At 74.6% G+C, this 22,079-nt stretch carries 17 protein-coding genes; 8 read left to right on the top strand and 9 right to left on the bottom strand.

The window, feature by feature from the left end; all coding sequences use genetic code 11:
• Positions 1-72 precede the first annotated feature (72 nt).
• The 5 genes from nirB to AC4H2H_RS16305 all read left to right on the top strand — a co-directional run bounded on the left by nirB (position 73) and on the right by AC4H2H_RS16305 (position 6,749).
• Positions 73-2,808: a nitrite reductase large subunit NirB gene (gene nirB / locus AC4H2H_RS16325; protein ID WP_494371875.1), complete on the top strand. Its 2,736-nt coding sequence runs from the start codon at positions 73-75 to the stop codon at positions 2,806-2,808.
• Positions 2,805-3,254 (top strand): nitrite reductase small subunit NirD, encoded by a 450-nt coding sequence (gene nirD / locus AC4H2H_RS16320; protein WP_494371874.1) that lies wholly within the window; start codon positions 2,805-2,807, stop codon positions 3,252-3,254. The genes nirB and nirD overlap by 4 nt, the downstream gene beginning before the upstream one ends.
• A complete protein-coding gene (gene cobA / locus AC4H2H_RS16315) occupies positions 3,251-4,609 on the top strand; it encodes a uroporphyrinogen-III C-methyltransferase (protein WP_494371873.1) in 1,359 nt (452 codons plus the stop codon). The genes nirD and cobA overlap by 4 nt, the downstream gene beginning before the upstream one ends.
• Positions 4,610-4,734: 125 nt before the next feature.
• Positions 4,735-5,826, top strand: a complete 1,092-nt coding sequence (locus AC4H2H_RS16310) for a uroporphyrinogen-III synthase (RefSeq protein WP_494371879.1) — start codon at positions 4,735-4,737, stop codon at positions 5,824-5,826.
• The gene (locus AC4H2H_RS16305) at positions 5,823-6,749 is read left to right on the top strand and encodes a sirohydrochlorin chelatase (RefSeq protein ID WP_494371872.1); all 927 of its coding nucleotides are present in this window, start codon (positions 5,823-5,825) and stop codon (positions 6,747-6,749) included. The genes AC4H2H_RS16310 and AC4H2H_RS16305 overlap by 4 nt, the downstream gene beginning before the upstream one ends.
• Positions 6,750-7,433: 684 nt before the next feature.
• On the opposite strand, the gene AC4H2H_RS16300 is transcribed toward AC4H2H_RS16305, so the two are convergent.
• Positions 7,434-8,918: an MFS transporter gene (locus AC4H2H_RS16300; protein ID WP_494371871.1), complete on the bottom strand. Its 1,485-nt coding sequence runs from the start codon at positions 8,916-8,918 to the stop codon at positions 7,434-7,436.
• Entirely contained in the window at positions 8,915-9,994 is a 1,080-nt protein-coding gene (locus tag AC4H2H_RS16295) for an alcohol dehydrogenase catalytic domain-containing protein (protein WP_494371870.1), read from the bottom strand. The genes AC4H2H_RS16300 and AC4H2H_RS16295 overlap by 4 nt, the downstream gene beginning before the upstream one ends.
• Before the next feature lie 135 nt (positions 9,995-10,129).
• Between AC4H2H_RS16295 and soxR the strand changes: the two genes are divergently transcribed.
• Complete coding sequence (soxR, locus tag AC4H2H_RS16290) at positions 10,130-10,600, top strand: redox-sensitive transcriptional activator SoxR (RefSeq protein WP_494371869.1); 471 nt, start codon at positions 10,130-10,132, stop codon at positions 10,598-10,600.
• A gap of 65 nt (positions 10,601-10,665) precedes the next feature.
• Here the strand turns inward: soxR and AC4H2H_RS16285 are convergent, their stop codons facing one another.
• From AC4H2H_RS16285 to AC4H2H_RS16260, 6 genes are read right to left on the bottom strand one after another with little or no spacing between them, the layout of a single operon-like run.
• Positions 10,666-11,709 carry a hypothetical protein gene (locus tag AC4H2H_RS16285; protein WP_494371868.1) on the bottom strand — a complete coding sequence of 348 codons (1,044 nt, stop codon included), beginning with the start codon at positions 11,707-11,709 and terminating at the stop codon, positions 10,666-10,668.
• Positions 11,706-12,782, bottom strand: a complete 1,077-nt coding sequence (locus AC4H2H_RS16280) for a vWA domain-containing protein (protein WP_494371867.1) — start codon at positions 12,780-12,782, stop codon at positions 11,706-11,708. Before AC4H2H_RS16280 ends, AC4H2H_RS16285 begins: the two co-directional genes overlap by 4 nt.
• Positions 12,783-12,789: 7 nt before the next feature.
• On the bottom strand, positions 12,790-13,884 hold the full coding sequence (locus tag AC4H2H_RS16275; protein WP_494371866.1) for a VWA domain-containing protein: 1,095 nt from the start codon (positions 13,882-13,884) through the stop codon (positions 12,790-12,792).
• On the bottom strand, positions 13,878-14,387 hold the full coding sequence (locus AC4H2H_RS16270) for a hypothetical protein (RefSeq protein WP_494371865.1): 510 nt from the start codon (positions 14,385-14,387) through the stop codon (positions 13,878-13,880). The genes AC4H2H_RS16275 and AC4H2H_RS16270 overlap by 7 nt, the downstream gene beginning before the upstream one ends.
• Complete coding sequence (locus tag AC4H2H_RS16265) at positions 14,374-15,357, bottom strand: DUF58 domain-containing protein (RefSeq protein ID WP_494371864.1); 984 nt, start codon at positions 15,355-15,357, stop codon at positions 14,374-14,376. Before AC4H2H_RS16265 ends, AC4H2H_RS16270 begins: the two co-directional genes overlap by 14 nt.
• A 31-nt stretch (positions 15,358-15,388) precedes the next feature.
• Positions 15,389-16,387, bottom strand: coding sequence for an AAA family ATPase (locus tag AC4H2H_RS16260; protein WP_494371863.1), 999 nt, complete (start codon positions 16,385-16,387; stop codon positions 15,389-15,391).
• A 232-nt stretch (positions 16,388-16,619) separates the two neighbouring features.
• Between AC4H2H_RS16260 and AC4H2H_RS16255 the strand changes: the two genes are divergently transcribed.
• Entirely contained in the window at positions 16,620-18,731 is a 2,112-nt protein-coding gene (locus AC4H2H_RS16255; RefSeq protein WP_494371862.1) for a bifunctional copper resistance protein CopD/cytochrome c oxidase assembly protein, read from the top strand.
• 39 nt (positions 18,732-18,770) lie between these two features.
• On the opposite strand, the gene AC4H2H_RS16250 is transcribed toward AC4H2H_RS16255, so the two are convergent.
• Positions 18,771-19,346, bottom strand: a complete 576-nt coding sequence (locus AC4H2H_RS16250) for a hypothetical protein (RefSeq protein WP_494371861.1) — start codon at positions 19,344-19,346, stop codon at positions 18,771-18,773.
• 240 nt (positions 19,347-19,586) lie between these two features.
• On the opposite strand from AC4H2H_RS16250, the gene AC4H2H_RS16245 reads away from it, so the two are divergent.
• A complete protein-coding gene (locus AC4H2H_RS16245; protein WP_494371860.1) occupies positions 19,587-22,007 on the top strand; it encodes a S9 family peptidase in 2,421 nt (806 codons plus the stop codon).
• The last annotated feature ends 72 nt before the right edge of the window (positions 22,008-22,079 follow it).

Below are 22,079 nucleotides of genomic sequence, written 5' to 3'. Positions count from 1 at the left end.
GGTGTCCGGGCATCGCCCGGGCGTCCGCCAGGAGGGTGGCTTCCCGCCCCCGATCGACCCCAGGAGCCCGACGTGACCGGACCTCAGACCGATCCCGCCCCCGAGCAGAGCGCGCCCGCAGCGCCCCGGCACCTCGTCGTCGTCGGCGGCGGCATGGTCGCGCAGCGCCTCGTCGAGGCCCTGCGTGCCCGCGACACCGACGGCACGTGGCGCGTCTCGCTCTTCGCCGAGGAGCCGCGCAAGCCGTACGACCGCGTCGCGCTGACGAGCTACTTCTCGGCGCGCGACGCCGACGAGCTCACGCTCGGCGACCCGGCCCTGTGGGACGACCCGCTCGTCACGCTGCACCGCGACTGCGCGGTGACGTCGATCGACCGCGAGACGAAGACCGTCACGGACCGGCTGGGCCGGGTCCACGCGTACGACGAGCTCGTCCTCGCGACCGGCTCCAATGCGGCGATGCCGCCCATCCCGGGCAACGACCTGCCGGGCGTGTTCGTCTACCGCACGATCGACGACGTCGCGGCGCTGCGCGGCTGGGTCGAGGAGAAGCGCCGCAACGCGACGACGGAGGGCGGCTGGGAGCGCCCGGTGCGCGGCGCGGTCATCGGCGGCGGCCTGCTCGGCCTCGAGGCGGCGGGCGCGCTCAAGGCGCTCGGCGCGCAGGCCACGGTCATCCAGTTCGGCACGCACATGATGGACGCGCAGATCGACCTCGGCGGCGGCGAGGCGCTCAAGCGGCTCATCAACGGCATGGGCATCGCGGTGCGCTGCAACACGGGCACCAAGGAGATGAAGGTCTCGCGCAAGACCGGCCACGTGGGGCGCCTGGACTTCGCCGACGGCGGCCGGCTCGACGTGGACGTCGTCGTCGTCGCGACGGGCGTGCGGCCGCGCGACGAGCTCGCTCGGGCTGCCGGCCTGGAGGTCGGGGAGCGCGGCGGCGCCGTCGTCGACCTCGCGTGCCGCACGGCCGACGAGCACGTCTGGGCCGTGGGCGAGGTCGCGTGCATCGAGGGCCGCTGCATCGGCCTCGTCGCGCCGGGCTACGCGATGGCGGAGGTCGTCGCGGACCGCCTGCTCGGGGGCGAGGCGACGTTCCCCGGCGCCGACACGGCCACCAAGCTCAAGTTGCAGGGCGTCGACGTCGCGAGCTTCGGCGACGCGTTCGGCCGCACCGAGGGCGCGATGGAGCTCGTCTGGGCCGACCCGGTCGCGGGCGTCTACAAGAAGCTCGTCCTGTCCGACGACGCGCGCACTCTGCTCGGCGGCGTGTTCGTCGGCGACGCGTCGCCGTACGCGTCGCTGCGCCCGATGCTCGGGGCGGAGCTGCCCGGGGACCCGGGTCTGTTCCTCCTCCCGGAGGGGGCCGGCGCGCAGGGGGCGCCGGCGCTCGAGCTGCCCGACGACGCCACGGTCTGCTCGTGCAACAACGTCAGCGCGGGCACGATCCGCGCCGCCGTCACGGAGCACGAGTGCACCGACCTCGCGGGGGTCAAGGCGTGCACGCGCGCCGGGACGTCGTGCGGGTCGTGCCTCCCGCTCGTCAAGAAGATCACGACGACCGAGCTCGCCCGGGCGGGCGTCGAGGTGTCGAACGCGCTGTGCGAGCACTTCGAGCTCTCCCGTGCGCAGCTCTTCGACGCGGTGCGTGTCGCGGAGCTGCACACGTTCAGCGAGATCATCGGGCGGTTCGGGCGGGTTCCCGAGCCGGTGACCGACACCCAGGGCGCGGTCCTGGTGCGCGACGCCGGCCGCGGCTGCGACATCTGCAAGCCGACCGTCGCGTCGATCCTCGCGTCGCTCGGCAACGGCCACATCCTGACGGGCGAGCAGGCGACGCTCCAGGACACCAACGACCACGTCATGGCGAACATGCAGAAGGACGGCACGTACTCCGTCGTCCCGCGCATCCCCGGCGGCGAGATCACGCCCGACGGCCTGCTCGTCATCGGACAGGTCGCCAAGGACTTCGGGCTCTACACGAAGATCACGGGCGGCCAGCGCATCGACATGTTCGGCGCGCGGATCGAGCAGCTCCCGCTCATCTGGCGCCGGCTCGTCGAGCACGGGTTCGAGTCCGGGCACGCGTACGGCAAGTCGCTGCGCACCGTGAAGTCGTGCGTCGGGTCGACGTGGTGCCGCTACGGCGTGCAGGACTCGGTCGGCATGGCCGTCGAGCTCGAGCTGCGGTACCGCGGCCTGCGCTCGCCGCACAAGATCAAGCTCGGCGTCTCGGGGTGCGCGCGCGAGTGCGCGGAGGCGCGCGGCAAGGACGTCGGCGTCATCGCGACGGACAAGGGCTGGAACGTGTACGTCGGCGGCAACGGCGGGTTCACGCCGCGTCACGCGCAGCTCCTCGCGGAGGACCTCGACGACGAGGCGATGATCCGCGCGATCGACCGCTTCCTCATGTACTACATCCGCACGGCGGACCGCCTGCAGCGCACGGCGGTCTGGGTCGAGGACTACGAGGGCGGGCTCGACGCGATCCGCGAGGTCATCCTCGAGGACTCGCTCGGGATCGGCGCCGACCTCGACGCCGCGATGGCCCGCCACGTCGGCGACTACGAGGACGAGTGGCGCGCGGTCCTCGAGGACCCGGAGAAGCTGCGCCGCTTCGGCTCGTTCGTCAACGCGCCCGCCGAGCCCGACCCCGACCTCGCGTACGTCACCGAGCGCGGCCAGATCCGCCCCGCGACGGCGGACGAGCGCGCCGCCCTGGAGGAGGCCCGCGCCGCGGGTCTCGCCACCGTCCCCGCCGGGCCCGTCGTGATCGCCGGCACCACCCTGGAGGTCCGTCGATGAGCGTCGTGTCAGCAGAGCAGGCCCCGGTGTCGTCCGGGGACGAGGCGGGGCTCGGCGAGGGTACCGAGTGGGAGCGGGTGTGCCTCGTGCGCGACCTGCTCGTGGAGCGCGGGGCCGCCGCGCTGGTCGGCGGGGTCCAGGTGGCGCTGTTCCGGCTCCCGGACGACACCGTGCGCGTCGTGCAGCAGCGAGACCCGTACTCGGGCGCGAACGTCATGTCCCGCGGGATCGTCGGGACGCGCGGGGGAGTGCCCACCGTGGCCGGGCCCATGTACAAGCAGGTCTTCGACCTCGCGACGGGGCGGTGCCTCGAGGCCGCCGGGTACGTGCCCGTCCAGGGCCTGGCCCCGGACCTGGCGACGTGGCCCGTCGAGGTGCGCGACGGCGTCGTGCACGTGGCGACGCGGCCGACCGCTCCGGCGGACGGACCTCGGGAGGCGTCGTGACGACGCTCCTCGGCCTCGACCTCGGGGGTCGCACCGTGCTCGTCGCCGGCGGCGGTCCCGTCGCCGCGCGCCGCGCGCGGGCCATGGCCGACGACGGCGCGCACGTCCGCGTGGTCGCGCCCCAGGTCTGCGAGGACCTGCGCGACCTCGTCGCCGCGTCGCTGCACGCGCCGCTGCTCTCACCGCAGCTGCCCGACGGCGGCGCTCCCCTGAGCGGTCGCGTCACCTGGGCGCCGCGCGAGGTCCGCGAGTCCGACGTCGACGACGCGTGGCTCGTGCTCGCCGCGACGGACGACTCGGGCACCAACCGCGCGGTCGCCGCGTGGTCGGCCGCGCGCCGCACGTGGTGCGTGAACGCCGGGGCCGCGCACGAGGGCACTGCACGAACCCCCGCCACCACCCACAGCGGCGACGTGCTCGTCGGCGTCGTGACCGACGTCCCCCCGACGCACCTGTCAGCAGCTGGTCGTGTTCCACAGCGACGAGCTGCTGACAGCTCGGTGGAGCAGCGGCCCGACGGCGGTGCGGACCCCCGGCGGGCCCGCGCCGTGCGCGACGCGATCGCGGAGCACCTGCGCTCGGGCGGGGCGGACCAGCGTCGCCGCCGCCCGGTCGTGGGCGGGCTCGGTCGCGTGACCCTCGTGGGCGGCGGGCCCGGCGCGGTCGACCTGCTCACCGTCCGGGGACGCCGTGCGCTCGCGGAGGCGGACGTCGTCGTCGCGGACCGGCTGGGCCCGGTCGACGTGCTCGACGAGCTCGCTCCCGGCGTCGAGGTGATCGACGTCGGCAAGACGCCCGGGAACCACCCCGTGCCCCAGCACGAGATCAACGCGATCCTCGTCGAGCAGGCGCAGCGCGGGCGCCACGTCGTGCGGCTCAAGGGCGGCGACCCGTTCGTCTACGGCCGCGGCGGCGAAGAGGTGATCGCGTGCCGCGAGGCGGGCGTGCCGGTCGACGTCGTCCCGGGCGTGTCGAGCGCGCTGAGCGTCCCGGCGCTCGCGGGCATCCCGCTCACGCACCGCGGGACGGTCGCCGCGTTCCATGTCATCAGCGGCCACGAGGGGCTCGACGACGCCGCGCTCGCCGGGGTGCGCGACCGCACGGCTACGCTGGTGGTCCTCATGGGTGTCTCACAGCTCTCCCGCATCACGGCCCAGGCGCTCGACGCCGGGGCCGACCCTGCGCTGCCCGTCGCGATCGTCGAGAGCGGCTCGACGCCGCGCCAGCGCGTGACGCGCGCGCCGCTCGGGGATGTCGTGGAGCGCGCGACCCAGGTCGGGGTCCGGGCCCCGGCGATCATCGTGATGGGGGACGTCGCCGCGGAGGGGCGGCTCGACCCGGCGACGTTCGCGTGAGCAGCACTCACGGCGCCGAGGTCGACCCGCCCGTCACGACGTCGACCCACGGAGGGCCGATCTCGGACGCACGGGTCGATCTCGCGGCCGACGGCGCGGGCGCACGCCCGGCGCTCGGGCAGGTCATGGCCGGCTGCACGGTCCTCGTCACGGCCGACCGCCGCAAGAGCGAGCTCGCGTCCGCGCTCCAGCGCCGCGGCGCCGAGGTCCGGCACGCGCCCGCGCTGAGCATGATCCCGCACGCCGACGACGAGCAGCTCCTCGCCGGGACGCGGGACCTGATCGAGCGCCCGCCGGACGTCGTCGTCGTGACGACCGGCATCGGCTTCCGGTCGTGGATCGAGGCCGCCGACGCCCACGGGATCGCCGACCGCCTGCTCGAGGTGCTCGCCGACGCACGGATCGTCGCGCGCGGGCCCAAGGCGCGCGGCGCCATCCAGGCCGCCGGTCTCACCGCCGACTGGGTCGCGGAGTCCGAGACGTCCGCGGAGATCGCCGACGTGCTGCTCGGCGAGGGGGTCGCCGGGCTGCGCATCGCGATCCAGCACCACGGGGCCGGCGCCGACGGCCTCGACGTCGTGTTCGCCGAGGCGGGCGCCGACGTCGCGAGCCTCGTCGTCTACCGGTGGGGCCCGCCGCCGGACCCGGAGGCGCTGCGGGCGTCCGTCGAGGCCGCAGCCGTCGGGGAGATCGACGCGGTCGTGTTCACGTCCGCCCCTGGCGCGGAGGCGTGGCTGAGCGCGGCCGAGGAGCACGGCGTCGGGCGGCTGGTCGTCTCGCGGTTCCGGGACGGGTCGATGGTCGCGGCCGCCGTCGGGCCGATCACCGCGAAGCCGCTCGAGCACCGCGGCATCACGCCCCTGCAGCCGGAGCGCGGGCGCCTGGGCGCGCTCGTCCGCGCGCTCGTCGCCCACTACGAGCAGGCCGAGACCCTCGCGCTGACGACCGTCGCGGGCGTCCTGCAGATCCGCTCGCGCGTCGCCGTCCTCGACGGCGAGGTGCTTCCGCTGTCCCCGAGCAGCCTCGAGGTGCTGCGGCTCCTCGCCGCCCGGCGCGGGGAGGTCGTCACGCGCGACGACGTGCTCGACGTCCTGCCCGGCGACTCGCGCGACCCGCACGCCGCCGAGGTCGCCGTCGCACGCCTGCGCGACGCGACGGGTCGCCGCGATCTCGTGAAGACCGTCGTCAAGCGCGGATACCGATTGGAGCTCGCATGAGCACGGAGATCCTGTCCTTCCCGTCGGGGCCGTCGTCGGACCGGTCGGCCGAGCGGTCCCCCGACGCGCTCGCTGCGGCGGGGACGGGCTCCGCACCGGTGCTCATCGGGTGCTCCCACGGCACGAGCGACCTCACCGGCCGCGCGGTGATCCAGGCCCTGCTCGACGACGTCCGCGCCGCGCGCCCCGACCTCGACGTCCGCGAGGCGTTCGTCGACGTGCAGCTCCCCGAGGTCGCCGACGTCGTGACGTCGGTCGTCGCTCCCGACGCCGAGCCGGGGTCGAAGCCGGGGTCGGGCTCGAGGCCGGAGCCGGAGCCGTGGTCGGGAGCGGGCGCTGTCCGTGAGTCCGGCGTCCCCCAGGTCGATCCGGCGGTCGTGCCGCGCGACGCCGTCGTCGTGCCGCTGCTCCTGTCGGGCGGCTTCCACGTGAGCGTCGACGTCGCGGAGTCGGTCGCGGACCGCGGTCCCGGGACGGGGAGCGCCGCCGCCGCGACACCGCTCGGCCCGGACCCCCGTCTCGTCGACCTGCTCGCCGACCGGCTCGCAGAGGCCGGCGTGCGTCCGGACGACGCCGTCGTGATCGCCGCCGCCGGATCCAGCCGCCCGGGCGCCGCGCGCGACGTCGAGGAGCTCGCCGCAGGGCTGCGCGAGCGTCACGCCGGTCCGGTGAGCGTCGGCTACGGCGCCATGGCGAAGCCGTCCGTCCGGGACGCTGTCGCGGCCGCTCGCGCCGCCCTCGCGCCGGGCGCGCGTGTCGTCGTCGCCGCCTACCTCCTCGCGCCGGGCTACTTCTACGACCGCGTGCTCGAGGTCGGCGCCGACGTCGTGACGGCGCCCCTTGCCCCGGACGCCCGCCTCACCGAGATCGTCCTCGACCGCTACGCCACCGCCGTCGCCACTCTCCCGACCCCGCCGAGGTAGAACCCCGGTCCGCCGAGGTAGAGGCCTGGTCCGCCGAGGTAGAGGCCTGGTCCGCTGAGGTAGAGCCGTGGTCGCGTCTCAGACCCGCGGGTGGGCTCGGCGCTCGGGGCTGCCGCGCCATCGCCCTGGTCGCTCGGGCAAGGGTCTTGGGAGCGCGGCTCTGACGCCCCTTCGCCACCGAGCTCACCCCCACCGCTCCACCGGCACCTCACCCCGGGCAGCGAGTCCGGCGGCCACAGGCCCGGGCCCGCCGAGGTAGAGGCCCGGTCGCGCGAGGTAGAGACGTGGTCCGCCAGGAAGCGGTCCGGCCGGCCGAGGGCAGTTGGCCGGCGCTGACGAGGCGTCGCCCCTTCCCGAGGCCGAGAAGTGAGAAACGGCCCCGGAATCGCGCGATTCTGGGACCATTTCTCACTTCTCGACGACACCGAGCCAGGTTCCCCCGCGTCGGGGCGAGCCGCCCGACCGGCGGGGCACAGCACCCGGGCGGTCGCCCGGCCGAGCGCAGACCAAGGTGAGACGACGCCGGTCGGGGTGGGTGGTGGTGCCGCGTCGTGGTGGGCCTGGCGGGAGCCGCGAGGAACGAGCGGCGGATGGTAGACGCGGCACCACCATCCACCCCGACCACCCAAAGCCAGCCACGCGCCCTCGGGCATGACCAGGGTTCTACCTCGGCGGGCAAGGTTGCTACGTCGTGAGGGTGGGGCGGGTGCGCGGGGCGAGGAGGGCGACGCCGGCGGCGAGGAGCACCGTGACGCCGAAGCACACGACGTAGGACGCGAGGCCGAGCGTCGGATGCAGGGCCCACAGGAGCGAGCCGGTGACGGCGAGCGCGGTGGCGGCGGCGACGGCGTCTGACACCTGGAGAGCCGACGAGTTCGCGCCCTGCTCCGCGACGGGCGACAGCTCGAGCGTGAGCACCGACAGGGTCGGGTGGGTCATGCCCATGCCGAGGCCCGCGAACGTCCACGCGACCATCCCGACGACGGGCGGCACGGCCGTCCAGGCCAGCAGCGCCGCACCGGCGATGCCCAGGGCGACGAACGTCCCGCCGAGCCGGACGTACCCCGCGTGCGCGAGCCCCCAGGTCGCGCGACCACGCAGCCACGACCCCGTCGACCAGCCGACGGCGCCGAACGTGAGGATCGCGCCGGCGAGCGACGGTGCGAGGCCGCGCTCGTGCGACAGCAGGAGCGGGAGCAGCACCTCGGCACCCGTGAACGCGGCGGCGACGAGCCCACGGATGGCGATGACGCTCGGCAGGCCGCGCGCGGCGTGCGTCGTGCCCGGCGGGAGCAGCCGCGGGACGGCGAGCGCGACGGCGACGAGCGCTGCGACGAGCAGCACGGCCAGACCGACGCCGCGGAGCTGGCCGGCGTAGTTGAGCGCCCCGATCCCGACGGCGGCCACGACCGCCCACGCGAGCGACGCCTGGCGAGCGGTCCGGTCGAGCGGCGGCTCGGCGTCGTGGTCCGCGTCGCCCGGCTCGTCCGGCGACCAGCCGCGCGCGGCACGCATGCCCGGCCGCATGAGCACGAGCGCGGGCACCGCGAGCACCGGCACGGCGAGGAAGACCCACCGCCAACCGACGTGCTCGACGACCAGCCCGGCGATGGCCGGGCCGACGATGGACGGGATCACCCACGCGGCGGCGAACGCCGCGAACACCTTCGGGCGGCGGTCGGCGGGGAAGACCCGCGCGACGAGCACGTAGAGCGCGACGATGTAGAGGCCGGTGCCGACGCCCTGGAGCACGCGCCCGGCGACGAGGACGAGCATGTCCTGTGCGAATCCCGCGACGAGCAGCCCGGCGAGGAAGAGGCCGATCCCGGTCCACAGCGGCGCCGTCGGGCCGGAGCGGTCGCTCCAGCGCCCCGAGGCGACCATGCCGACGACGCTCGACGCGAGCGAGCCGGCGAACGCGAGCGTGTACAGGGTGAGCCCGTCGAGCTCGACGGCGACCGTCGGCATCGCGGTCGCCACCGCGAGCGCCTCGAACGCACCGAGGAACACGAACGCGACCATGCCGAACAGCACGGTGCGCTGCGTCGCGGGCGAGAGCGGCCCGTCCTTCCCCGTGTCGCCCGGGGGCGCGCCTACGCTCGTGCCCGGCGCGGGCAGACGTTCGTCCGCGTCGGGCACGAGGGTCCGCGCGGGGTTCGGCTCCGTCATACGAGAACGACCTTTCCGGTGGTCGCGCGCTCCTCGAGCTCGCGATGGGCGCGCGCCGCCTCCGCGAAGGGCACCTGGTGGGTGACGACGCGCCACGTCCCGTCCGCCGCGAGCGCGAGTGCGCGCTCCTGCAGGGCGAACAGGTCTCCCCAGGGTCGGGCCTGAGGTCCTACGGCCCACCGTACGTCGGGCGTCAGGGCCTTTGCCCCGGAATTCTCGGCGGGGTGGTCGACGTCACGGCCCTGCGGCCCGTCGTGCAGCCCGGCCGCGCGGTTCGGTGCGCCCGACGACCAGCCGAAGAGGACGATCCTCCCGCTCGCGCCGACGAGGCCCGCTGCGTCGGTCCCGAGGTCGCCGCCGACGCCGTCCAGCAGCACGGTCGCGCCGTCAAGGTGCCCGGTCGAGCGTCCGACGGCGGTGCGCGCCTCCTCGAGCCAGCCGTCCGCCCGGTAGTCGATCGCGACGAGTCGGGCTGCGCCGTCGGGATCCGCCGCGGCCCCGTCCGCGAGGGACCGGACCAGGGTGGTCTTCTCCGGCCCGCCGGCGAGCGCGACGACGCGTGCCCCGACGGCGAGCGCGCTCTGCACGAGCAGCGTGCCGAGGCCGCCCGCGGCGGCCGTGACGACGACCGTGTGCGCAGCGGTGAGCTCGGCGAGGTCGAGGATGCCGACGGCGGTGCGGCCCGTCCCGATCATCGCGATCGCGTCGGGGGCGGTGAGGTGGTCGGGGATGCGGTGCAGCGCCTCGACCGGGACGACGGCGAGCCGGGCGTACCCGCCGCCGTCGGGCGTGGCGCCGAGGTGCGCCGCGACGCGCCGGCCGCGCCATCCGGCGTCGACCCCTGGCCCGACGGCGTCCACGACGCCCGCGACCTCGCGCCCCGGGACGGTGGGGAGCTCCGGGAGCGGGAGCGGCCCGCCGTCGGCCTCGCCGCGGCGCAGCGTCGTGTCGAGCAGGTGCACGCCGTGCGCGCGCACGGCGACGCGCACCTGGCCGGGTCCAGGGACCGGGTCGGGGACCTGGTCGAGGACGAGGTTCTCGGGCGGTCCGAACGCGTGCAGGCGGATGGCGTCCACGGTGGGCTCCTCGGGGCGTGCAGGTGATGGGTCCGCGCACCCGGCGGGCGCGCCCTGCTAGTGTCGAACCTCAACAATTGTTGAGGTCAAGCACCCGGTCTCGCGTAGGGCCCGGTGCGGTGAGGAGCGCAGCAGGTGCCCGACGACGTCCCGTCCCCGAGCGACGAGCTCACCGTCGGTCAGCTCGCCTCGCGCAGCGGGGTCGCGGTCTCGGCGCTGCACTTCTACGAGCGCGAGGGGCTCATCGCGAGCCGCCGGACGTCAGGCAACCAGCGGCGCTTCGCGCGCGAGACGCTGCGCCGCGTCGCGTTCGTGCGCGCGTCCCAGCGCGTCGGGATCCCGCTCGCCCGCATCCGCGACGCGCTCGCCACGCTCCCGGGCGACCGCACACCGACCGCGAAGGACTGGCACCGGCTCTCGGCCGGGTGGCACGCCGACCTCGACGCCCGCATCGAGCAGCTCACGCGGCTGCGCGACCACCTCACGGACTGCATCGGCTGCGGCTGCCTGTCGCTGCGCAGGTGCGTGCTGGTCAACCCGCGGGACGCCCTCGGCGACGAGGGCCCGGGCCCACGCACGCTGCTCGTCGAGGGTCTGGACGACTGATCCGCCCGAGGCGGGCGGACCAGAGCTCTACCTCGGTGGACCAGAGTTCTACGTCGGCGGGCGGGTCACCAGTTCTTCGTCGTGCCGCCGCTGCCGTCGCCCGGGTCGGTGCCGGTCCCGGGCTCGTCGCCGTAGAGGTCGCGGTACTCCTGCTCGAGGCGTTCCTGCTCGTCGCGCGCCTCCGAGCCCTGCTCCTCGAGCCGCTCCTGGCGCTGCTGCTCCTCGCGCTCGGCCTGGCTCTGCTGGTCCTCGCCCTCGGAACCCTCGCCGCCCTCACCACCCGACGCCTCGGACTGCTCGTCGCCCTCGGAGCCCTCGCCCGTGTCGCCTCCACCCTGGTTCTCGGGCTGGGAGTCCTCCGCCTGCTGCTGCTTGTCCTGCAGGCGCTGCTCGGCGGCGTCGTTCTGCTCCTCCTGCTCGGGCGTCTGCTCGGACTCGCCGCAGTCGGGCCAGCCACGGATCTGCTCGGCCGTCGCGTACTCCTGCTCCGCGTACTCGTACCAGTCCTGCACGTCCTGACGCAGCGCTTCGGGGTCCACCTCGGTGCCGTCGCCGTACGGGTCGAGCACCGCCTCGTCGTACGGGAGACCGGCGTCGCGCGCGGCGATCGCCTCCTCGACGAGCGCGAGCTCGGCCGCCTTGCCGTCCGCGTAGGCCATGTCCTGATCGCCCGTGAGCTCGTACGCGAGCGAGAGGTTGGTCTGGATCATGCAGCGTTCCTCGGGCGTCTCGTGCTCCGCGAGGTCGTAGGCGCGGTCGAGCGACGTGATCGCGTCGTACAGGGCCCACGACTCCTCGGACCGGGCGAGCGCCGTCCCGTGGTTGTAGTGCGCCGTCCACGGCTCGACGATGTTGAGGGTCCGCTGGATCCCGTAGGTGTTCGCCGCCCCCGGCGCGTCGCCGTCGTCGTACTGGTCCTTCGCGAACGACGCGACGGGCGCGAGGAACGCGAGCTTGAACCCGAGGACCAGCAGCGCGACGACGACCGGCAGCGTCCCGAGGAGCCACCACCTGCGACGACGCAGGCGCGTGGCCCGGAGCGCGGCCGCACCGGTCGGGCCCGGTGTGCGCGCGCCCGGCGGCGGTGTGGGTGGCGGGGTCCAGGTCATCGGCGCAGCTCCGTCTCGCGTGGCGCACCCGGGCGCACGAGCGACCGGCTCGCCGACCGCGACCAGAACCACGCCTCGAGCCCGAGCAGCGCCACGAGCGCGAGCGCGAACGGCCAGACGACGGGCCGGTAGGCGGTGACGTCGCGGCGCCCGTCGGCGGCCACCTGCTGCGGGTCGACCCCGGCGACGAGCGAGGCGGTCTCGGTCGGCTCGGTGCGGTGCACGTACGGCACGCCGAGCTGGTCGGCGAGCGCGGTGAGCGTCTCCTCGTCGAGCACGGACAGCGCCTCGGCCGGTTCGCCGTCCTCGCTCGGCTGCGACCAGTCGATGATGTACTCCGCGTCCTCGGGCTCCGCGTCGGGGTCGTACTCCTTCATACGACCGCCCTCGGCGGTGCCGTAGCCGAGCACGGCGCCGCCGTCGACCAGGGGCGCCAGCTCGGCGAACGACCGCGGCTCGCCCTCCGCCGTCTGCTCGCCGTCGGTGAGGAAGAAGACGAGGCGCACGTTGGCGGGGTGCTGCTGGGCCGAGCCCTCGAGCGCGGAGCGCAGCTCGTCGAGCGGACGGTCCGTGAGCGAGCCCTGCGAGTAGCGGGTGATCTCCCGGTGGAACGTGTCCGCCCACGACGTGATCGCGCGCGCGTCGGTCGTCAGCGGGAGCTGGCGCGACGCCTGCGAGTCGAACGAGATGACGGAGTACCGCGCGCCGGGGATCGCCTCGGTGAGGCTCGCGATGTCGTGCCGGACGCCGTCGAGCCGCTCCTGACCGCCCTCCGGCCCGTAGTCCTCGGCCGCCATCGACCCGGTGCGGTCCACGACGAAGAACATGTCGACGTTCGCGACCGACGTGTCGCGGTCGGTCGACGGGATCGACGGACCGAGGCCGATCACGGCGAGCAGGACGACCGCGCCGGAGCGGCGTACCCAGGCCGCGCGCGGCGCTCCGGGGCGGGCGACGCCGTCGGGCCCGGGCCGCCCCGCGACGACCGCCTGCCACACGGTGAGGCCGAGCAGGGGGAGGACGAGGAGCGCGAGCGCCCACACGGGCACGAGCGGCTGGAGCGTCAGGTTCATGGTCGCCTCACTCCCGCAACCGCCACGCGACGACGAGCAGCAGCCCCACGCCGAGGATCGCGACGAGGAACCAGCCCGCGGGCCGGTCCGTGACGATCACCTCGGGGGAGGCGTCGAGCTCGACGGCCTGCTGCGCGACGACGTCGTCCACCATCCCCTGCACGGCGCCGGGGTCGTCGGCGAGGAAGTACAGGCCGCCGCCGGACTCGACGACGTCGCGGTACTCGCTCTCCTCGGGCGTGCCCTCGTAGCGCTGCGAGCCGCCGAAGATGCCGTGCAGCGTGATGTCGCGCGAGGCGACGAGGTCCGCCGCCTGCGGCAGCGTGTAGATGGGCTCGCCGGACACGTAGTTGTCGGTCGCGAGGATGATCGAGCGCGAGCGCTCCGTCTCCTCCGCATCGAACTGCAGCGCACAGCTCGCGAGGCCGTCGCCGATGAGGCTCGCGCCCGCGAGGTTCGCCGTCGTGCCCGCGGTGAACTGGGCGAACTCGAGGATCTCCGCGTCGTCCGAGCCGCCCGTGTAGTCGAACGTCGACGGGTCCTTGTCGAGCGCGTCGATCCCGGCCTGGAGCTGGTCCCGGACGAGCGTGTAGTCGTCCGTGAGCGGGAAGACCGTGCGGGACGAGGAGTTGAAGATCGACAGCGCGATGCGCTCGCCCTCGAAGTTGTCCACGAGCTCCTGGAAGACCTTGAGCACCGCGCCGTCGTACTCGATCATCGAGCCCGAGACGTCGAGGCACAGCACGATGTCGCGCGTGCCCAGCCGGTCCACGACGACGTCCGTCTCCACCGGGCGCGCGGCCACGGCCCCGGCGCCGACGACCGCGACGAGCAGCCCGGCCGCCGTCAGCCCTTGCAGCACGCGGTAGCGGCGCAGCCAGGAGGCGAACTCCGGCACGCGCGCGAGGTAGTCGGTGTTCGCGACCCACAGCACGTCACGCTCCGCCGCACGTGCCTGACGGCGGCGCGCGAGCCACCACGCGACCGCGCCCGCGGCGAGCACCGCGACGACGAGCGCCGCCCACACCCACGGCCACAGGATCGACGGGCCCTGGGGCCCGGGCACGACGGCGGCGCTCGCCGACACCGGGAGGCTCACCATCCGCGCACCACCGATCGGGCGCGGTCGATCGAGTCCTCGGCGTCCGTCGAGCGGGCCGCGGGGTCGTTGTCGTGGTCGGCGAACGACGGGCGGTAGTAGCGCGCGATGAGCTGCGTGAGGCGCCCGGCCTCGCTGAGCTGCTGGATCTCCGAGAGCGTCATGGACGATGCGTCCTGGCCGAGGCGACCGGTCGCGAAGCCGCGCATCTCGGCCGAGAGCGCGAGGTGCAGCGTGCGCTCGTCGAGCTTGCCGGCGCGGAACCGCTCGGCGACCGCGTCGAGGCGCTGCTCGTACTCGGCGCGCAGCTCGGCGTAGGGGTCGTACGGGCCGGTGGGCAGCAACGGGGCGGGCCGTTGCGCCGCCAGCGCCTTCTCCTCCGCGCGGGCGCGCGTCAGCCAGAACACTCCGAACACGACGGCCGCCGCCGCGAGGACCAGGACGATCCCCAGCGCGGTCCACCACCCCGAGTAGCCCACGGGGTCGACGAGCTCATCGACGGGCACGCTTCTGCCTCCCCAGGAGCTCGACGAACCGCTGCACGACGTCGTCCGACCCCTCGACGAGCACGCCCTCCACCTGGAGCGCGCGCAGCCGTTCGGCGACCTCGGCACGACGCGCGGCGACGGCCTCCACAGCGGACGCGGCGAGCGCGGCCCGGCCGCGCAGGAACGGGGGGAGCCGCAGCGTCCCGTCGACGTCGACCACCTCGACCGCCGAGGTAGAGCCCTGGTGCCGCGAGGTAGAGCCCTGGTCCGTGACCACGCCTCTACCTCGGCGGACCACGCCTCTACCTCGTGAGGGGGCGGGCGCGCCGGCGCTCACGGGGGAGAGGTCCGCGACCTGGACGACCATGACCTCGTGGCGCACGCGCAGCGAGCGCAGGAGCTGCTCGTGCTCAGCCGCGGGTCGCGCCTCGTCGGTCACGACGACGACGAGCGAGCGCCGGCGGAACGCGGTGAGCGCCCGGTCGAGCGGGCGCGCGAGGTCGTTCGCGGGCGCGTCGGGGCGCCACAGGTCCTCGACCGTGCGCAGGAGCACCTCGAGGTCCTGCGTGCTCGCGCGCGGCGGGAGCTGCACGAGGCGCTCCGCGTCGCCCGCGACGAGCGCCACCCGGTCGCCGCGGTCGCGCGCGAGGTAGGCGACGAGCGCGCAGCAGAAGCTCGCGACCTCCGCCTTGGTCTCGCCGCTCGGCGCGGTCGCGCCCATCGTGCGGCCGGAGTCGACGACGAGCACGAGGTTGAGGTTCGACTCGCGCACGAAGCGCCGCACGACCGGGATGCCCGCGCGGGCCGACGACTTCCAGTCGATGTCGCCCACGTCCTCGCCCGGGGCGTACAGGTGCAGGTCGTCGAAGTCCTGCCCGTGCCCCTTGAACACCGAGCGGTGGCGCCCCTCGAGCAGGCCCGACGCTCGGCGCGCGACCGGGAGGTCGAGCCGGGCCCGGACCTGGGCGAGACGGGAGACGTCGGGCACGTGCTGCTCTCTCGAGAGGGTGAGGGGTCGCTCAGGGCGTCGGGACGGCGTCGAACACCGCGTCCACGAGCTGCTCCGGCGGGACGTTGTTCGCGAGCGCGTCGAACGTGCGCACGAGGCGGTGGCGCAGCACCGAGTACCGCACGGCCTTGATGTCGTCGGGGATGACGAACGCGCGCCCCGCGAGGATCGCCAGCGCCTGGCCGACGCGCATGAGCGCGATGCCGCCGCGCGGCGAGGCGCCGACGCGCACGTGCCGGTCGAACCCGGGGATCGGGCGCGGGCCGGAGAAGCGCGTCGTGTTGATGAGGTCGACGACGTACCGCTTGATCGAGTCGTCCACGTAGACGTCGTCGACGAGGCCGCGCAGGAAGCGGACGTCGTCCAGGGAGATCGGCTGCGCGGTGATGGGCTGCGTCATCTGCCCGGTCGCGACGCGCTGGAGGATCTCGAGCTCCTGCTGCGGCGTCGGGTACGTGAGCACCTCCTTCATGAGGAAGCGGTCCATCTGGGCCTCGGGAAGCACGTATGTGCCCTCCTCCTCGATGGGGTTCTGCGTCGCGAGCACCATGAACGGGTCGGGCAGCGGGTAGTTCTCGCCGCCGATCGACGTCTGCTTCTCCTGCATCGCCTCGAGCATCGCGGACTGGGTCTTCGCCGAGGAGCGGTTGATCTCGTCGAGCAGCACGACGTTCGCGTGCACGGGGCCGAGCTGCGTCGCGAACTCGCCGTTCGCGTAGTTGTAGATCTGCGTGCCGACGATGTCGTTCGGCATGAGGTCCGGGGTGCACTGGATGCGGTGGAACGAGCCGTCGATCGACGCCGCGAGCGTCTGCGCCGCCGTCGTCTTGGCGAGACCGGGGACCGACTCCAGCAGGATGTGCCCGCCCGCGAGCAGGGAGCTCACGAGGGCCGTGCGCAGCGCGTCCTGGCCCACGACCCGCTGGTCGAAGACCTGCCCGACCCGCTTGAGCAGGTGGCTCGCGCGGTCGAGGTCCTGCGTGGAGATGCTGCCGTGCCCTGCGGCCATGGATCGTCCTCCGGGTCGTGCGGGTCGGGTTCCCGTGCGCGGCCGGGAGGGCGGACGAGACGTCGCGAGCCCCCGGCGAACCCGGCCCAGTATGCCAGCGCGGCCGGCCCGTCCCCGGTCCGTCCACAGCCTCCGGGTGGGGAGAGCTCCCCCCGCGCCCGGCGCCGTCGCCGGCACCCGGGTCGGGGCGACGGGCGACCGGAGCGGTGCCTGCGGTCGATACCCTGGTGCGGTGACCTCGACAGCCCTGCGCCCCGCGCCGTCGGACGCCCGACCCGCGAACCCGTGGTGGCTCGTCCTCGCCGGACCGTTCGCCGTCGTCGTCGCGGTCGTCGCAGTGCTGGCCGCGGGTGCCTTCTCGGCGGCGTTCACCGTCCCGGCGGGCTTCCCCGACCCGGGCGCGCTCGCGCGCCTCGGCGCCCCGGTGGTCACCGTGCTCACCGAGCTCTCCGTCGCGCTGACGCTCGGCTCGCTCGTGCTCGCGGCGTGCGTCCTGCCCGCGGGCACGTCGGTGCGCAGGGCGCTCGGCGTCGCGGGCGCGGCGTCGGCGACGTGGGCGGTGCTCACGGTCGTGCAGGTCGTCCTGCGGTACTCCGCGATCTCGAGCACGCCGGTCACCGGTCCGACGTTCGGCGACCAGCTCGGGCTCTTCGTCTCGCAGGTGAGCCTCGGGCGCAACTACCTCGCGATCGTCCTCGTCGCCGCGGTGACCTCGGCGTTCGCGCTCGCCGTGCGCACCCCGGCGGCGGCGATGTGGACGGCGACGCTCGCGCTCGTCGCGATCGCGCTGCAGGCCAACACGGGGCACGCGGCCGGCGCCGTGAGCCACGAGCTCGCCGTGTCGTCGATGTTCCTCCACCTCGGCGGTGCGGCCCTGTGGGTCGGCGGGCTGGGGACGCTCGCCGTCGTGCGGGCACGCGGGGGCCTGGGCCGTGGCGAGCTCGCGGCCTCCGTCGCGCGGTACTCCGCGGTCGCGCTCTGGTGCTACGTCGCCGTCGGGGTGTCGGGGATCGCCAACGCGACGATCCGCGTCGACTCGTTCGCCGCGCTGACCACCGACTACGGGATCCTTCTCCTCACCAAGGTCGCCCTCCTGATCGTCCTCGGCGCGATCGGGTTCGCGCACCGCGAGCTCGTCGTGCGGCGCCTCGCCGGCCCGACGGCGGTCGGTCGCCCGGGAGGGGACCGTGCCTCGGTGAGCGGTCCCGGCAAGGCCGGGGCGCCGTCGTCCACGAGCAGCCCGGGCGCCGCCGCCGAGGGCACCCGGTGGCTGTTCTGGCGCCTCGTCGCGGTGGAGCTCGCGATCATGGGCGCGGTGTCCGGGGTCGCGGTCGCGCTGGGGTCGACGGCGCCGCCGGTGCCGCAGGAGGAGCCGGTCGACACGTCCGCCGCGTACCAGGTCACCGGGCACGCGCTGCCGCCCGAGCCGACGCTCGCGCTCTGGTTCACGCAGTGGCGCTGGGACCTGCTGCCCGCGTTCGCGTGCGGTGCGGCGCTCGTCGTCTACCTCGGCTGGGTGCGTCGGCTCGCGCGCCGCGGCGACCGGTGGTCCGTGGGCCGCACGATCTCGTGGTGCGTGGGGATCGTCATCCTCTTCTGGGTGACGTCCGGCGGGCCGGCGATGTACGGCCACGTGCTGTTCAGCGCGCACATGGTCCAGCACATGATCCTCGCGATGGTCGTGCCGATCTTCCTCGTGCTCGCCGCTCCCGTGACGCTGCTGCTGCGCGCGGTCCCGGCGCGCAAGGACGGGTCGCGCGGGCCGCGCGAGTGGGTGCTCGCCGTCGTGACGTCGCGCGTGGGGCAGTTCTTCGCCAACCCGATCGTCGCCGCGGTGAACTTCGCCGGGTCGATGATCGTCTTCTACTACACGCCCGCGTTCGAGTACGCGCTGACGACGTACGCCGGGCACCTCGCGATGCTGGCGCACTTCACGCTCGCGGGGTACCTGTTCGCGAACGCGCTCGTCGGGATCGACCCCGGGCCGCACCGGCCCCCGTACCCGCAGCGGCTCATCCTGCTCTTCGCGACGATGGCGTTCCACGCGTTCTTCGGCGTCGCGCTGACGACGGGCGAGATCCTGTTCGTCCCCGAGTGGTTCGGGCTGCTGGGCCGCGAGTGGGGGCCGAGCGCGATCGTCGACCAGCAGCGCGGCGGCGCGGTCGCGTGGGGCATCGGCGAGCTGCCGACCCTGATCCTGGCGATCGTCGTCGCGGTCATGTGGACGCGGTCCGACGAGCGCGAGGCCAAGCGCCGCGACCGCCAGGCCGACCGCGACGGCGACGCCGAGCTCCACGAGTACAACGCGATGCTCGCCAAGATGTCGGAGCGCGACGACCGCTGACCCGCTCGCCCTGCCCCGCCGAACACGACGTTGATGTCGTCATCCGGCGGACAGCGACATCAACCTCGTCCTCGAGGGCGCGGAACCCCGTTCTCGCACCAGCTGACGGCGCAGGGTCGTCGTCATCCGGCCGGGCCGGGTCGCTCCAGGCACCGTCTGTGCTACCGCCCAGTCAGGAGTCGCGACGTAGCGCCCGCCGACCTGCTGGACCGTCATCCCGTCGTCGAACTGTCGGAGGTGGATGCCGTCCCGCGACACCGCCGCTCGCGCTCCGGGGAGCGTGGCCTGAGGGACGACGTCCCGACCGACACCCTGGACTCCCAGAAGGACCAGTGCGCACGGCCCGACGGCGATCGCCTCCGGTCCGTACGCGAGCAGCGCGAGCCACGCGGCCCGGAGTCGGCGGTGGTCGTGCGCGGTGCTCGACCGCACGACGGGGGTACGGGCGGTGTCGAACACGCCCCGGGTCGGCCTCGACCAGCGTCGCTGGTCGACGAGGCGAGAACGACGGTTGGCGTTCACCCCGAACGCGTCGCACTGGGTGGCGGAGACGAGCCCGGCCTGGCGCGTGGCGACGGCGAGGAGCTCGGACGGGACCGCGGTGAGCGTGCGCATGTCCCGATCCGATCAGCGCTGGCCGGGCGTCGTCCGAGCGTCAGGACGAGTTGTGGAAAGCGCGTCCAGAGCCGGGCCTGTGGACGACGAAGGCGGTCGGCGGCAGGTGAGAGCTTCACCAGTCAGCGGCACGTCGGCCGAGCACGACGTTGTGCGGCGTCGAGCACGGGAACGGTGTCCTTCTCGTCGGAGTAACGACAGCAACGTCGTGTTCGGCGAGGGGCGTGATAGGACGTACGGGTGAGTAACGACGCCGCCGCGCCCGGCACCTCTGCCTCGTCCGACACCGGAGCCCCTTCCGCCGCCCACGGGCCTGGCGACACCGCGTTCCACGACCTCGACCACTACCTCGCGATCCCGCGCGTCGGGGGTCTCGCGCTCTCGCCCGACGGGACGCGGCTGGTCACCACCGTCCAGACCCTCGACGACAAGCGCACCGGGTACCGCACGGCGTTGTGGGAGGTCGACCCTGCCGGCGAGGCCCCCGCGCGCCGGCTCACGCGCAGCGCGAAGGGCGAGTCCAGCGCGACGTTCACCGCCGCGGGCGACGTGCTCTTCACGTCCGCGCGCCCCGACCCGGACGCCTCGCCCGACGACGACGCGAAGGCTGCGCTGTGGCTCCTGCCCGGGGCGGGTGGCGAGGCGCGCGTCGTCGCGACGGCGCCGGCCGGCGTGAGCAGCCCGCTCGCCGCGAGCGGTGCGCCGGTCGTGTCCGTCGCAGCGAAGGTGCTGCCGAGCGCTCGCGACCTCGCGCACGACGCCGAGCTCCGGTCGGCGCGCGAGGACGCCAAGGTCGCGGCGATCCTCCACACGGCCTACCCGGTGCGTCAGTGGGACCACGACCGCGGTCCGGACGAGGACCACCGCTTCGTCGGCGACCTCACGACGCTCGTCGACGAGCCGGCGCGCCCGTTCCCGAGCGCGGACGCCGGCTCCACCGGAGCGCCGGCCGAGGGCACGGCGGCGGGTGCAGCGACGGTCGGCGCGGAGGTGGGGCGAGCCGCTGCCCCCGACCCGACCCCCGACCCCCGGCTCCTCGACCTGCGCGACGTGAGCCGCGCCGTCGGGCACGGTGCCGCAGCCCCGGGCCGGGCGCTGCACGAGCACGCCGCCGACCTGTCCGCCGACGGCACGACGCTCGTCACGACGTGGGAGGTCCCCGGTCCCGGGCCGACGGTCCGCACGACGCTCGTCGCGATCGACACCGCGACGGGCGAGCGTCGCACGCTCGTCGACGAGCCGGGCGCGTTCGTGCACTGGCCCCGCATCTCGCCCGACGGCGCGTGGGTCGCGTTCGTGCGGGAGACCGTCTCGACGCCGCACCAGGCCCCCGAGGAGAGCCTCGCCGTCGTGCCGCTGCACGCGCCGGACGGCCCGGCCGGAGCGGCCGCCGCCCACGACGACTCGCCGACCACGCGGGCCGAGAACCACGCCACGCCGCGGACGCTCGCGCCGCACTGGGACCGCTGGCCCACGTCGCTGCGCTGGCTCCCCGACGGCGCGGGCCTGCTCGTCACGGCCGACGACGACGGTCGCGGCCCGGTCTTCCTCGTCGCCTTCGCGCCGTCCGGGCCGGCCGGGCGCAGCACGGTGGATAGCGGCATCGTGGAAAACGGGACGGCCGAGCGCGTGACGAGCGACGACGCGGTCTTCACGGACGTGCAGGTCGCGCCCGACGGCCGCACGGCGTACGCGCTGCGGACGAGCTACCTGGAGCCCTCGCACCCGGTGCGCATCGACCTCGCCGCGTTCCTCGACTCGGGCGCGGCGGGGGCACGTACCCCCGTGCCTGCGACACCGCTGCGCGGTCCCGTCGCGACACCGGACCTGCCGGGCTCGCTCGTCGACGTCGAGACCGCCGCGTCGGACGACGCGCGCGTGCGCGGCTGGCTCGCGCTGCCGCACGGCGCGTCGGCCGAGAACCCGGCGCCGCTGCTCCTGTGGATCCACGGCGGGCCGCTCGGCTCGTGGAACGCGTGGAGCTGGCGCTGGAACCCGTGGCTGATGGTCGCGCGCGGGTACGCGGTGCTGCTCCCGGACCCTGCGCTGTCGACCGGGTACGGGCAGGACTTCGTCCAGCGCGGCTGGGGCGCATGGGGCAAGGCGCCGTACACGGACCTGATGGCGATCACCGACGCCGTCGAGACGCGGGCGGACGTCGACGCCGCCCGCACCGCCGCGATGGGCGGGTCGTTCGGCGGGTACATGGCGAACTGGGTCGCCGGGCACACCGACCGCTTCCGCGCGATCGTCACGCACGCGAGCCTGTGGGCGCTCGACCAGTTCGGCCCGACGACCGACCACTCGTACTACTGGCAGCGTGAGATGACGCCGGAGATGGCGCTCGAGAACAGCCCGCACCGGTTCGTCCAGGACATCGTCACGCCGATGCTCGTCATCCACGGCGACAAGGACTACCGTGTGCCGATCGGCGAGGGCCTGCGGCTCTGGTACGAGCTGCTCGCGACGTCGGGTCTGCCTGCCGGCCCCGACGGCGACACCGTGCACCGGTTCCTGTTCTACCCGGACGAGAACCACTGGATCCTGCAGCCGCAGCACGCGAAGGTCTGGTACCAGGTGGTGCTCGCGTTCCTCGCGGAGCACGTGCTGGACGCCACGCCGGGGGAGGGCGACGCCGGGGTGCCGACGACGCTCGGCTGAGCCCGCGATTCCGCGCGGTCGAGCACGACGTTGGTGTCGTCATCGGCGCGATGACGACAGCAACGTCGTGTT

It is taken from the genome of Cellulosimicrobium sp. BMG9.22, assembly GCF_059159975.1.
Note: the sequence above shows the minus strand (reverse complement) of the source record. Positions and strands in the feature narration are given on the sequence as shown.